The 14,127-nt window shown below is 53.9% G+C and carries 9 protein-coding genes; 5 read left to right on the forward strand and 4 right to left on the reverse strand.

What is annotated here, in order from left to right:
* The first annotated feature begins 53 nt into the window (after nucleotides 1-53).
* Genes IRJ17_RS19295 through IRJ17_RS19305 form a run of 3 tightly spaced genes read left to right on the forward strand, consistent with a single transcriptional unit; the run spans nucleotide 54 to nucleotide 4,662 of the window.
* Nucleotides 54-1,658 carry an SWIM zinc finger family protein gene (locus tag IRJ17_RS19295; RefSeq protein WP_122963406.1) on the forward strand — a complete coding sequence of 535 codons (1,605 nt, stop codon included), beginning with the start codon at nucleotides 54-56 and terminating at the stop codon, nucleotides 1,656-1,658.
* Entirely contained in the window at nucleotides 1,655-4,522 is a 2,868-nt protein-coding gene (locus IRJ17_RS19300; RefSeq protein WP_173595892.1) for a DEAD/DEAH box helicase, read from the forward strand. The genes IRJ17_RS19295 and IRJ17_RS19300 overlap by 4 nt, the downstream gene beginning before the upstream one ends.
* A 2-nt stretch (nucleotides 4,523-4,524) precedes the next feature.
* The gene (locus IRJ17_RS19305; protein ID WP_167470250.1) at nucleotides 4,525-4,662 is read left to right on the forward strand and encodes a hypothetical protein; all 138 of its coding nucleotides are present in this window, start codon (nucleotides 4,525-4,527) and stop codon (nucleotides 4,660-4,662) included.
* Nucleotides 4,663-4,728: 66 nt separating this feature from the next.
* Here IRJ17_RS19305 and IRJ17_RS19310 read toward each other — a convergent pair whose 3' ends face one another.
* The 4 genes from IRJ17_RS19310 to IRJ17_RS19325 form a co-directional block, all read right to left on the reverse strand.
* Nucleotides 4,729-6,981: an EAL domain-containing protein gene (locus tag IRJ17_RS19310; protein WP_173595890.1), complete on the reverse strand. Its 2,253-nt coding sequence runs from the start codon at nucleotides 6,979-6,981 to the stop codon at nucleotides 4,729-4,731.
* A gap of 185 nt (nucleotides 6,982-7,166) precedes the next feature.
* Nucleotides 7,167-7,952, reverse strand: coding sequence for an IucA/IucC family C-terminal-domain containing protein (locus tag IRJ17_RS19315; RefSeq protein ID WP_242771604.1), 786 nt, complete (start codon nucleotides 7,950-7,952; stop codon nucleotides 7,167-7,169).
* Between the two features lie 90 nt (nucleotides 7,953-8,042).
* A complete protein-coding gene (locus tag IRJ17_RS19320; RefSeq protein ID WP_122963410.1) occupies nucleotides 8,043-9,791 on the reverse strand; it encodes an ABC transporter ATP-binding protein in 1,749 nt (582 codons plus the stop codon).
* A gap of 197 nt (nucleotides 9,792-9,988) precedes the next feature.
* Complete coding sequence (locus IRJ17_RS19325) at nucleotides 9,989-10,738, reverse strand: YheC/YheD family protein (RefSeq protein WP_122963411.1); 750 nt, start codon at nucleotides 10,736-10,738, stop codon at nucleotides 9,989-9,991.
* A gap of 414 nt (nucleotides 10,739-11,152) precedes the next feature.
* On the opposite strand from IRJ17_RS19325, the gene IRJ17_RS19330 reads away from it, so the two are divergent.
* The gene (locus tag IRJ17_RS19330) at nucleotides 11,153-12,607 is read left to right on the forward strand and encodes a SulP family inorganic anion transporter (RefSeq protein ID WP_173595889.1); all 1,455 of its coding nucleotides are present in this window, start codon (nucleotides 11,153-11,155) and stop codon (nucleotides 12,605-12,607) included.
* Between the two features lie 226 nt (nucleotides 12,608-12,833).
* The gene (locus IRJ17_RS19335; RefSeq protein WP_122963413.1) at nucleotides 12,834-14,063 is read left to right on the forward strand and encodes an MFS transporter; all 1,230 of its coding nucleotides are present in this window, start codon (nucleotides 12,834-12,836) and stop codon (nucleotides 14,061-14,063) included.
* Nucleotides 14,064-14,127: the final 64 nt, after the last annotated feature.

Consider the following 14,127-nt stretch of genomic DNA (forward strand, 5'->3'; position numbering starts at 1 on the left):
CGACTTTTGCGTTATAATGGAGGGATGACACTTCGTTCGGAGGATCAAAGCAGATGTTGCAAAGAGAGTTGACACGGGAACAGGCGATAGCTGTTGCAGAGCAAGTCCTGCAACATGTGGAAGGCACGATTATCGAGCGTGGGTATTCGTACTTTTCCGATGGGGTTGTTTTCAATACGCGCGTCGAGAATAACCGCACACTATGCAGCGATGTGCAAGGATCACAAGTGTACCATGTGCGCCTCGATTTGGAGGAAGTGCAAGGCAGCTCCTGTACCTGCCCCTACACCCGTCTTTGCAAGCACATCGCGGCGACTTTTTTTCAAATGTATAGCGTCTTTGAAAACCCGCGCCATTTTTTGGGCAAAGCCCAGCAGCCACGCCGGGCGACATTTTCACCTGCCATGCTCATCCCGAACTATCGGCCAGCGGTCAGCCCGCCGCAAGGAAACGAGAGCGCTCCTGTGCAATCAGGGCTTACCGCAGCCAGTTCCGTTCACGACTGGTGGGCCTTTTTCGAGAGCTGGACGCGCAATTTGTTATCGGCGATGGAATCGTTCCGCGCTTCCTCCGAGATTTTTTCCAGCTACCAAAACGTGTTGTCCGTGACCGCTGGCTGGCCGACCGAACGCGCCCAACTGTTCCACATCCACGCCAATTTGTTTCACCTGCAAAAATTGCAGCAATACGTCCAAACGTATCGGCAGTCCCACTGGTACCCGGATCTCGCCCAAACCGCGGAACGATTGCTGGAGCAATTGGAGGGCGCGATCTATTTCTCCGATCGGCAGGCTTTGTGGAGCAAACATCGGCTTGCGCTGGAAGAGACGCTCACGATCATCCGCCGTTGGAAGGAAAACGACCTCTCCTCGCTTTATTGGGTGTACGCCTATCGCTTGGTCTGGTGGTCGCTGCTTGACGCCCCCGAGTGGATCGAGCAGGAGAAAGCGGAGCTTGACGAGACGATCGCTTCGCCTAATACGTCAGAGGCGGTGCTGGAAAAAGCCCGCTTGCTTCGCGCCCACTTTTCCGTGATGGATCGGCAGGACGATCTCGCTTTGGCTGTCTGGATGCCCATGCGTCGCCTGCCCCTGGCTTTTTATTTGCCGTACATGAAAGCTTTTGCCCGCGAAGCGCAGTGGCAACGTTTCCTGGACTGGACAACAGCCCTTACCGGACGGATCGGCCAGGCAGAAGCGCAGCAGTACCGCTTTGTGCTCACGGTCTGGCGGGAAGCGATGAAACAGGTCGGTCGAGAAGCCGAGTGCGGAGCGATGCTGAAAACGTTTTTGCCCAGCAGCTATCCCGAATACGCGCTCTATTTGTATGAGGAAAAGCAGTTCAAGTCATGGATCGACTTGCAGATGTCTTTTCGGGTCCCATTTGCCGATCTCTCGGCTGTCCAGTTGAAAGAGATCGAGGAAGCCGATCCTGCCCTGTTGTATCCGTACTATGTGCGTGAAGTGAATCGGCTGATTCGCGAGCGCAATCGCACGGCTTACAAAGAAGCGATCAAACTGTTGAAAAGAGGGCGCGCCACCTACGCCAAGGCAGATCAGGAGGCCGACTGGGAACGCTTCGTGGACAGACTGTCTGCCAAGCACAACCGCCTGCGGGCTTTCCAGGAGGAGCTAAGGAGAGGAAATCTGAATCTATGAACACGGTTACAACCATGGTGCTAACAGCGGAGCTTTTGGCAGACGGCCGTTTTCTCATCGCCGGATGCGATCAAGAAGGTCAGGCAATCGATCCGGAGGAGGTTGCGGCAGCGCTTTTTGCCTGGGATGAATCATCCTACTACGGCACATTTGTGGAAAAAAACGAGCAAGGCTTGCTGCTCAGTCCGCTGGAGGCCCTGTCCTTTTTTTCCGATCCGCCATGGCTCTTGCACGGGAGTTACTCTGTGGACGAGCGTTTTGCGGAGTACCGCGATGCGGCTGTCACACTGACGCATACGCTTGCCGCCGGTGCCATCCTCCCCGATTTTGCCGAATGGAAACGGGGGCGGTTTGGCTGGAAAGCGGAGCCTGCTCCTTCGACGCTCCCCTCCTACGGCGACAGGTGGCTCTCGCACGTCCTCGAAGAATTGGTCGATGCGCCTGGAGAAGTCGGTCGTGCCTGGGATCAGCTTGTCGCCCATTTTCCCGCTCTGTTGGTTGCGGGCGACGAGCTTTCCGTCCATTTGCAAGAAGGAGAATGGCTGCAATCGATCGGCTGGCTCCCGGATGTGACGCCGTTTCGCACTTGTTTGCAAATTATCGAGCCTGCCCATTCGGAAAGCGACTGGCTGCTGCAAATTTACTTGCAGGACCGGGAAGAACCGGATCGGCTGTTCGTGATCGAGCCTCATTTGTTGGGGGCGGCTACTGCGCAAATGGCGAAAATCCCGCTGGACTGGAAAGAGCATTGGCGGCGCTTGCAGAGCGATCTGGAAAAATGCCGCGAGATTTTTCCTTGGCAACGATCCGGTGCAGGTGAACGGTCTGAACTGCGCATCCAGCTCACGAATGAGGAGGCGTGGATTTTTCTTACCTCTTGCAGCCTGCAACTCGTGCAAGCGGGCATTCACGTCTTTTTGCCCGCCTGGTGGGAGCAAGTACGCCGGGTCAAACCAAAGCTCAAGGCAAAAGTTTCCTCGTCTGTCGGTGCGAGCAGACAGTCTTTTCTCGGCATCTCCCAAGTCATGGACTTCGAATGGAAGCTCGCCCTCGGGCCTGTCGAGCTGAGCGAAGAAGAGTTTGCCCAACTGATTCGCCAAAAGCAACGGCTGCTGAAAATAAGAGGGCATTGGGTTCAGCTCACGCCCGATCTGTTTGCTGAGCTTCAGCAAGCGTTGCAAAAAACGAACGCCAAAAACGGCCTGACCTTGCGCGACGTGATGAGCATGCATCTCACCGCCAATACCGAGGTCGAGGAATCGCCTGACGACCACGATCCGGATGAACCGTACCCGCTCACCGTGGAAATCCAGCTCAATGCCCATCTGCTGGAGCTGATGCACCGTTTGCAGGAGACGAAGCGCATCCCGATTTTGCCCCAGCCGGACGCTTTTCACGGGACGCTGCGCAACTATCAGTTGGAAGGAAGCTCGTGGCTGTTGTTTTTGCGGCAATTCGGCTTGGGAGCGTGTCTCGCTGACGACATGGGGCTGGGAAAAACGGTGCAGTTCATCACGTACTTGCTGCACGTAAAGGCTTCCGGCGCGAGCCAGTCGCCTTCGCTGCTCATCTGTCCGACGTCGGTCATCGGCAATTGGCAGAAGGAATTGCAGCGGTTTGCCCCTTCGTTGAAAGTGTTCATTCACTATGGGAACAATCGTCCCAAAAAAGCAGAGTTCGAGCCTGCCATCGCGGGGGCCGATCTGGTTATCACGTCCTATGCCCTCTCCCATCTCGACGAACAGGAGCTGTCCACGATCACCTGGAGTACGATTTGTCTGGACGAGGCGCAAAACATCAAAAACGCCTACACGAAGCAGGCATCCGCCGTCAGGGACTTGAAGGCGTGGCACCGCATCGCGCTGACGGGAACGCCGATCGAAAATCGATTGAGCGAGCTTTGGTCGATCTTTGATTTCCTCAATCCCGGCTATTTGGGCAGTCTGGGCGAATTTACGCACCGCTTTGTGCAGCCGATTGAGCGCGACCGCGATCAGCAGCTGATTCAAACCGTGCAGCGGCTCATTCAGCCGTTTTTGCTGCGCCGGGCCAAGACCGATCCAGCCATCCAGCTTGATCTGCCGGAGAAAAACGAGAGCAAGGAATACGTTCCGTTGACCGCCGAGCAAGGTGCGCTCTATGAAACAGCGATTCAGGAAATGTTTTCGCGGATGGAAAACGTCTCCGCCATGGAACGGCGCGGTCTGATTCTCACGACATTGACCCGGTTGAAGCAGCTGTGCGACCATCCCGCGCTGATCTTGAACGAGATCACGACTGCAGATGAAGCAAGCCGCTCCCACAAGCTCGAAAGACTTCTGGAGTTGATCGAGGAAATTCGGCAAAAAAACGAGCGCTGCCTGATCTTCACGCAGTATATCGAAATGGGCAATTTGCTCCAGCGCGTGTTGACGCGCGAAGGCTACGGTCCGGTGTTCTTTTTGAACGGGGCGACCAAAAAAGAAAAGCGCGACGAGATGATCGCCCGCTTCCAGGATACGTCCCTGCCCGATGAGGAACGCGGCGCTATCTTTATTCTTTCGCTGCGCGCGGGCGGCACAGGGTTGAACCTGACCGAAGCCAACCACGTCATTCACGTCGACCGCTGGTGGAATCCGGCTGTGGAAAACCAGGCTACCGACCGGGCGCACCGGATCGGGCAACGCCGCAATGTCCAAGTGTACAAGTTCATTTCACTCGGCACCATCGAAGAGCGGATTGATGAAATGATGGAGCGGAAGCTGTCGCTCAGCCAGCAAATCGTCAGCAGCAGCCAGGAAGCGTGGATCACAGAGCTGTCTACGGCTGAGCTGCGCGAGCTGTTCGCCCTGCGCCACGATTGGAACGATACGAAAGGACTGTGACCATGAACTCTCCAGATGAAGAAAAAACTTCTGTTCCCGTGTCCTCTGACCAGCAAAAGGCAGACTTGCCCGACGTCTGGAAACGGTTTTTGCAGACGATCCAGACCCGGTTTGCCGAGCAAAAGCGCCCTCGTCCATGACAATGCGCAAAAGGTCCGACCTGCCAGCCTGGCGTTCGGACCTTTTGCTTTTTCAGTCTATTCGCTTCAAGCCGTATCCGGCGGCCGATTCAAAGGGAAGTACACTTCAACCGTCGTACCTTTGTTCGGCGTGCTGGAAAAATGAATGTACCCGTCGTGATACTGAATAATTTTATAAGTAATCATTAGGCCAAGCCCTGTCCCCTTTTCTTTTGTACTGTAAAAAGGCTCACCCAGCCGCTGCAATCTCTCTTCCGACATGCCGCAGCCTTTGTCCACAATCCGAATCAAGATGTGCTCGTGCTCTGTCCGCAAAGCCTTGATCCGAATCGGGCCTCCATCTGGCATGGACTCTACGGCATTGGACAGCAGATTGATGAAGACTTGCCTGATTTGGCTTTGATCGCCCCACAGACGTATCCCCTCCACCTCTTCCACATCCAGCAGCAGTTGATGGTTCGGTGCCTCTTCCTGGACCATCCGGGCAACGCCGCGCAACAAGTTTGCGATGGACAGCGCTTCAAACTGATGCGATCTTTTCTGGGTCAAAAACACAAACTCGCGCAAAATGCTTTCCAATTGGTGAAACTCCGCGAGCATGATATCGAAATATTCATTCTTCCATTGATCACGTCGCAACAGCTGGACGAAACCTTTGATCGAGGTAACCGGATTTCTGATTTCGTGCGCTACTCCTGCGGCCAGCTGACCAACGACCGTCAGCTTGTCCATTTTGCGCAAAAACTCCTCCGCTTGCACCTGGGCTGTACTGTTGCGAATGATGAAAACGACTTGCGACACTTCTCCTTGCTCGCTCTGGACAGGCGTTCCTTTTGCCTCCAAAATGAGCTTGCTGCCATTTTTATGCTGGCAGGAGAACGTAATCAGCCGCGGCAGCTTCCACTCCATAATTTCCTGAAACGTCTGCCAAACCCGTTTCAACTGTTCGGCTGGCAATAAGTTTTGCAGGTTTTGATGCAGGAGAACCTCCGGAGCTACCTCCAGCACGGCGCGAACGGACGGCGACACGTATGTAACATATCCGTGGCAATCGATGACCACGATCATATCCGATATGTTTTCCGCTATCAGACGGTACTTGGCTTCGCTTACCCGCTTTGCTTCTTCTGCTTTTTTCAGTTCGGTGATGTCGACACAGGAGGCAATCACTTCCTTCACACGGCCATCGCGAAAAATCGGCCGCATGGCTGCCAGATAGCAGACGCCATTGACGACACCTTCGTATGTGACATGTTCTTCGCCACTCCATGCCCGCTCGTAATACATCGTCTTGCGCAGAGCCTCCTGCATCGGTAAAATATCGCGCAACTCGCTGCCTACCACTTGCTCTGGCGTCAAGCCGATGCGGTAGATCAATTCTCCGGCGCAAAACGTGTGGATGAACGTCGCGTCCTGTTTGCGAAACGTAAATGTCATTCCTTGCTGATTGCGCATCACCTCTCGCAAGTAGACGAAAGGCTCGCCCCGCTCCTTGTGTGCATGCACAGCCAGGTCAAGCATGGCTTTTCCTTGTTCTCGCATTCGCACTTCCAGCTCGTCGGCCGAAAGCGGTTCACAAAAATAATGACCTTGTGCGAGATCGCAATCCAGTTTCAGCAAAAGCTCCACTTGCTCGCGATGCTCTACGCCATCGACTGTCGCCTGAATATCCATGGCTCGTGCGACCGCCAAAAGCGATTTGACCGCCATCTCCTGAGCAGAATCTGTCGTCGCTTGCTGGATCAGGGAGGAATCTATTTTCAACTTATCCAAAGGCATGCGCGAGATAACCGAGATAGAGCTGGCGCCTCTCCCAAAGTGGTCCAGACTTACCTGGACGCCAAGCTGCTTCAGTTGGGAAAGCACCATCATCCTCTCCCCATGCGTCTTTGCCTCTTCCGTAATTTCCAGTTCCAGATAGCGGGCAGGCAATTGACAATCGCGGAGAATTGCCTGGACGGTGTCCGCCAGTCCGACAGACTCAAAAGCATGCGCGGACAAATTAACCGCTATGACCAATGGCCCAAAACCGGCATCAATCCACTGCTTGCACTGCTCGCACGCTGCCCGCAAGACCCATTCTTCCAGCAGATGCACCACTCCGCTCCTTTTGGCAAGCACAAGCAATGCTTTCGGCGACAAAAATCCCCGCTTTGGGTGGTGCCATTGGACAAGCGCCTCCACCCCCCTCATTCCTCCCGTTCTCAAATCGAAAAAAGGCTGGTAATGGAGCGTGAGCTTGCGGTTCACAATCGCTTGATACAAGTCTTCATCACTCTGCTTTTGCTCATCCTGGTCCATTGTTTGAATACGAACCACTTCCCTCCTATTGGTTAGTCATCAAGCACGATCAGCCATTTCAAGCTTTGCAATTCCGAACTATTCTGACTCTTTCTCTCTTTCTACTTTATAGGAAGAATGCATACCCTGTCCAGATATCCGCAACAACGACAAACACCCTCTCACAAGAAGAGGGTGCTTTTTTGCCATGCTCTTTCGCTTGCTCAAGCTTGCAAGGCCGCTTGTCTGCGAACGGCGCGCGCGTCTTCTTTCAGCCGCGGACACGTATAGCAATATTGTCCTTCCCCGGTCTGATAGTACAAACAGCATTGATTTTTCAGGCGTACCTTTTTGCTCGGATCGCGCATGTCTTCCACCCAACGCACTTTTACGTCGAACGGATTTTTGTCCAGACCGAAGCACGCTCCTTCGAGTTGCCGACAGAGCGAGTCGTAGTCATCGCGCAAATGCTGCCGGACGCGCTCGTCTTGACTCTGCTCGACGAAGTAATCCAGATAGTAATTGAATCTGGTCGGCAACTGCCCCCAGATCAGCTTTTCCGGGTTATCCGTAGCCTTGGCAAGCGACTGGATCAACGGTCGCAAACTATGCTGGTAAAACGCGCGGTATTGCTGATCCAGCCAAGCTGCACGCCCGTTTTCCGGTGCCTCGACTTTGTTCCATTCGTCTACGACAAAGGAAAATTGGGCGTAGTCATCTGCAACGTAAAGCTGCACAGTCAGTTGATCGAGCGACAGGTGGAGCGAAACGTTCCACACCGACTGCATGTACTGCAATCCGAGCGCCACGCCGCCCAGCCAGCCCCCGATGTACGTGCCGACAGGTTTGCTGTCGTTTGCCTTGATGAGCGGAGCGTACAGGCTAACCAGCTGATCCATGTTTTCCGGCTTCACCAGGTCGCTCGCTTTCATGGAAAGCAACGTATCCGCTCTCAGCTCTGACGTCAGGCGAAAATGCTCTGCTAAAAAATGTTCGTTCCAGCTTAACAAGCATGATCTTCCTTTCTTTTTTCGGTTGGGGAAAACGGCAAGGGCGACACCCATGAAGGTGCCCCTTCACCGCAGTACACGAAAAATGGCTTATCTGGAAAAAGCGCTCTGCGTCTGCTCCAGGTACGAACCGAACTGCGCGTGGTACAACCGGCTGTAAATGCCGTCCTGGGCCAGCAGCTGCTCATGGTTCCCCTGCTCTGTGATGCCTTGCTCTGTCACGACAACGATGCGATCGGCATTTTTGATCGTCGCCAAGCGGTGGGCAATCACCAGTGTCGTCCGGCCTTGCGACAATTCCGCAAGCGATTGCTGGATCGCTGCTTCCGTCTCCGTGTCCAGCGCCGAGGTCGCTTCGTCCAGGATGAGAATCGGCGGGTTTTTCAAGAACATGCGGGCAATCGCGAGCCGTTGTTTTTGCCCCCCGGACAGCTTCACGCCGCGCTCGCCGATAACAGTATCCAGGCCAGTCGGCTGCGAGCGGATAAAATCTTCCAGCTTGGCTCGCCGTGCTGCCTGCCAAATCTCTTCTTCCGATGCCTGCTGCTTGCCGTAGGCGATATTTTCACGGATCGTGCCAGAGAACAAGAACACGTCCTGCTGTACGATCCCGATCTGGCTGCGCAGCGAAGCCAGTGTCATTTTGCGGATATCCAGCCCGTCGATCGTAATGCTGCCATCCTGCACCTCGTAAAAGCGTGGCAGCAAGCTGCACAATGTCGTCTTCCCAGCGCCAGACGGGCCGACAAAAGCTACCGTTTCCCCTGCGCGAATCTGCAAATCGATCTTTTGCAACACATTCGCTTCGTGCTCGTAACCGAACGAAACACCCTTGTATTCGATATCGCCCGCAAGTGCCTCGACCTTGACGGCATCGGGAGCATCGGCAATATCAGGCGCCGTATCCATGATTTCTATGTAACGCTTGAAACCGGCAATGCCTTTCGGGTAACTTTCGATGATCGCGTTGATTTTCTCCAACGGGCGGAAAAAGACGTTCGTCAACAGCAAAAACGCGACAAACTCCCCGTAGGAGAGCGAACCTTCGATGACGAACCAGCTTCCGCAAATCAGCACGAACAAAATGACCAGACGCATCAAAATGTAGCTGACCGAAGCGTTTTGCGCCATGATTTTGTAGGACAACAGCTTGGTCAGGCGAAAGCGCAGGTTGTTTTCCGCAAAGCGCTCCTTTTCAAAGCTTTCGTTGGCGAATGCCTGAATCACGCGCATACCGCCCACATTGTCTTCGACGCGGGCATTGAAATCAGCCATGTCGCCATACAAGCGGTGGAAAGCTTTCGTCATTTTGCGGTTGAAGTACACGACAAAAAACGTCATGATGGGGATCACCACAAACGTAAGCAACGCCATTTCTTCATTGATGCTGAACATCAAAATAAAGGCTCCAACCAGCGTCATGATTGCAATGAACAAGTCCTCCGGCCCGTGGTGGGCAACCTCGCCAATTTCCATCAAGTCATTGGTCAGGCGAGACAACAGATGTCCTGTCTTCGTATTGTCGAAAAAGCGGAAGGACAGCTTCTGGATATGGTCATACAACTGTTTGCGCATATCCGTCTCGATGTTTATGCCTAGCATGTGCCCCCAATACGTCACGACGTAGTTCATCCCGGCATTGATTGCGTACAGGACGAGCAGCCCGAGACAGGCCCACATGATCAGCTCCCAGTCTTTGCTTGGCAAAAGCTGATCGACAACCATGTTCACAGCAAGCGGAAATCCCAGCTCCAGAAGAGCGACGAAAATCGCGCACGTAAAATCGAGCACAAACAATCCGCGATAAGGCCGGTAATAAGAAAAAAATCTGCGAAGCATCGCAGCCACTCCTCTCTCGTTGACAAGCTACATAAACACAGCTCCCCAATGTTTTTGAAAATCATTTTCATTATAGCTGGATTTCTTTTGAAGATCGATCAGGAATTTGCCAGTGATTTGCTGAAAGTGCAGTTTGCCAGGTGGGCTTGTCTGCTTTGGAAAAGCAAAAGACCGGACGGCCTTTTGCGCTCGCTGTCTCATTTCTTCCTGTTTCGATAGGCGCGTGCCAATCGTCTTATATTGCGATAAGGCGCTTTGTCCTTCAAGCGCAAAAACAGGACATGCGAAGGAACCTCATGATTCACTTCGATCAAATAAATTCGCCCTGAACGATCCACGGCGAAGTCGATGCCCAGCTCAGAGCGGCGCTTGAACTGGTTAAAATGTGCGCTGATCTCGTATCCAAGCTGGATCAGCCGCTTCGTGACACGCTCGATTTGTGCCTTGGACAGTGTCGGAGCCAGAGCCGTGCTGACTTTCAGCGCATAACCGCCCCCGCGGCGCACATTCGTAATGATGCTGTCCTTCCCTGCCACTTTTGCCAGCATCGCGGCAAATTCCCACTTCCCGGCGGCATTGCGCATCATCATGACCCGGATATCAAACCGCCTGCCGTGCACTTTGGCGAGCGGAATGGTTTTTTGGATAATATGCCGGGTGCTGCCGCTTTTTTGGCGAACCTTTTTGTACAGTTGATCAATCGAGCTGGCGTGCTTTTGGGAACCCTTTTCTTTCACAAATGTGTAGCGGCCCTTTTCCTTCCACGCCTTGATTACGCCCCTGCCCATGTGCTCGTTGTCCGGCTTGATGAATACGGAGGAATAACGGGACATGTAATCGCGCAGCGTTTTGCGGCTGAATATCGCAGTGGGCGGCAAATACCTTCTCAAACTTGCGGAACGGGAGTAATAGTTGTGCAATGCCCACTTGGAGGAGTGAAACGGCATAAGCGTTAATCCCCTTTCCTGTACAAAGTAGCCTTGCCAGTGTCTCTTTTGCCAATATATCTTTCCGGCGGCAAAGCGGCACGGCACTTCGCCAAAGACGGGACGATCGCCCCTATCCAAAGAAAGCCCGAAAAAGCATCCGCTTCGAACAAGAAGAAACGGCCAGCCATTTCGAGCCGTTTCGTTTCTGGCCATTGTACGCTTTCCCGGTTGGACGCGAGCTTCCTTCTGCTAGGCGCGACAGATCGCGATAAGCAGGAACCCCTCCGGCTGCTTCTGCTGCCCTTGTCTGCACCTGAACAAAAAAGGCTGGATATCGTGAGGGGTTTTTCTTATAATAGTGACTTGTGAAAAACGGCCCCGACTTTTCTGAAAGGGGAAAGTCACCATACTGAACAGAAAAGAGGTACCGTTTTGAATCTTACCCAATGGAAACTGGACTGGTTCGCAAACGTCCGCGCTGACGTGCTGGCCGGCGTTACCGTCGCGCTCGCTTTGATTCCCGAAGCGATTGCCTTCTCGATTATTGCCGGGGTCGATCCGATGGTCGGCTTGTACGCGTCTTTTTGCATTGCCGTGACGATTGCGTTTGTCGGGGGGCGTCCCGGGATGATCTCGGCTGCGACTGGTGCCATGGCCCTGCTGATGATTACGCTCGTCAAGGAACACGGGATCGAGTATTTGTTTGCAGCCACTATCCTGACCGGACTTTTGCAAATCGTATTCGGCGCCTGTAAAATCGGTCGCCTGATGACTTTTGTCCCGCACACCGTTGTGATCGGGTTTGTCAACGCGCTTGCGATTCTCATTTTCATGGCGCAACTGCCGCATTTTGTCGGGGCATCGTGGACGATGTACGCCATGCTGGCAGGGACGCTCGCGATTATTTACTTGTTGCCGCGCCTGACCAAAGCAGTACCGTCTGCTCTCGTCGCGATTGTCTTCATGACTGCCCTGACCATCCTCTGTGGACTGGATATGCGCACAGTCGGCGACATGGGCGAGATCACGCGCCAGCTCCCGCTGTTTCACGCCCCTGTGGTGCCGCTCGACATGGAAACGCTTTTGATCATTTTGCCGTATTCGCTTCCGCTCGCTCTGGTCGGGATTTTGGAATCGCTCATGACTGCGGCGATTCTCGATGAGATGACGGATACGCGCAGCGATAAAAACAAGGAAGTCAAAGGGCAAGGAATCGCCAACATTGTCACCGGATTTTTCGGCGGGATGGCGGGTTGTGCCATGATCGGCCAGTCTGTGATCAACGTCAAATCTGGCGGGCGAGGCCGCTTGTCCACATTGGTAGCCGGCGTGTTTCTGCTGTTTTTGATTCTCGTCTTGGGCGATGTCGTGAAACAAATCCCGATGGCCGCGCTCGTCGGCGTCATGGTGATGGTTTCCATCGGCACTTTCAACTGGAAGTCTGTGCTCGACCTGCGAAAAATGCCGCTCGGCGATGCTGTCGTCATGGTCGCAACGGTTCTCGTCGTCGTAGCCACACACGATTTGGCAAAAGGCGTCCTCTCTGGCGTCGTGCTCAGCGCCCTGATTTTTGGCTGGAAAATGGCCCGGCTGCATTCCACTTCGTACAAGAGTGAGCTGGGCGAAAAAGTGTACGTCATTTCCGGGCAATTGTTCTTCGGTACGATGACGCATTTTATCGAGCAATTTGATTTTCAGGATGATCCAGGGCAAATTGTCATCGATTTTTCCCGCTCGCATGTCTGGGACATGTCAGCTGTAACCGCCATCTCCAAGGTCGTCGCCAAATACCGCGAGCTGGATAAATTCGTCGTGATCACAGGTTTGAACGAAGAAAGCAAACAGCTCGTGGATCAGCTCGGAATCAGCGTTCCGGCTGGACATTAACCACCGACAGCCCCCTCTTTTTGCAGGCAAAAGCGCGCAGCTCGCTTGCGAAAAGAGGGGTTTTTTATGCGACTTTTTCATGCTTGTCGAACGTCAAGGTTTTTTGCTTATTTCAATTTTGCAATAGTCCGATCACAATTCTTGATTGGTCAGTACGGAAAACCAGTGCTAGAATGATCAATATTAAATTCCCCTGCTTCTATGCGGCAAAGGTTGTGACAGAAAGATGGAATTTTCATGGAAGCGCAATTTGTTTGTACTATGGGTCGGCGTCTTTTTTTGCAGCACGGCCTACTCGATCTCCATACCATTCTTGCCCATCTTCCTCCATACATCTTTGGGTGTTCACGAGCATTTGGAAGCCTGGTCTGGTATCTCGTTCGGCATTACGTTTTTGGCCAGCGCCCTGATCTCGCCGTACTGGGGCTCGCTGGCAGACAAATACGGGCGAAAACCGATGTTGATCCGCTCCGGTTTTAGCCTGGCTTTGCTGTATTTCCTGACTTACTTTATTACAGATCCTTACCTTTTCCTGGTACTGCGTGTGTTTCAGGGCCTTCTGGCTGGATATGTTCCGGCAGCAATTGCCCTTGTAGCCACCAATACTCCGGAAAAAAACGTCGGCTACGCGCTCGGCGTCATGGCTACCTCCGGCGCAACAGGCGGGATTGTCGGGCCGCTGGTCGGCGGAGTTGTCAGCCATGCGTGGGGCAATGCGGAAGCGTTCCTTTTCTCCGGCTGCGTGGTGCTCGTAGCGGCGCTCATCGCTACCTTCCTCGTCAAGGAGACGAATATGAACCGCTCAGGCAGCCGTTCCAATGTGCGGGAAGATTTGCGCTCGGCCATCGCCAACCGCTCGCTGATGACGATTCTCGGGCTTAGCCTGATGGTGACGATCTCCGTCATGCTGCTGGAGCCGCTGTTGACGGTGTACGTCTTGCAGCTTGGCGCATCGCAGCAGGAAGCATCGCTCAGCGCCGGAATCATTTTCGCCGCGGTCGGAATCGCTACCGTCATTGCTGCGCCGCAGTGGGGTAAGCTCGGCGGCAAAGTCGGCTACACGAAAATTTTGTTCATCGGCTTGCTTGGCGGCGCGGTCGGCAACCTGCTGCAGTTTTTCTTCACCAGTCTGTCCGGCTTCGGGATTTTGCGCTTCGCGTACGGCTTGTTTTTTGCCGCGGTGTACCCTTCGATCAACGCGATGATTGTCAAGGTGACCGACCCTGAGTTCCGCGGCAGAGCGTTCAGTTTGAACCAATCCGTCAACCAGCTGGCGACCATGCTCGGCCCTGTGCTGGGCGGCGTGCTCGGCGGAATCATCCCGATCCGCTACGTGTTCATCATCAACGGGGTCGCTTTGCTCGCTACGGCTATCGTCATTCGCACGAAAAGGCCGGGCCAGCTCGGAAAGCAAGCGTCACCACAATCCTCCGACCCGCAGCTTGCAGCCAAATAGCGCAAAAAACTCCCTTCCGCTTTCGTCCGGCGAGATTGTCCGGTGTCAGCAGGAGGGAGTTTTT

Source organism: Brevibacillus parabrevis (genome assembly GCF_022701015.1).
Taxonomy (GTDB): Bacteria; Bacillota; Bacilli; order Brevibacillales; family Brevibacillaceae; genus Brevibacillus; species Brevibacillus parabrevis.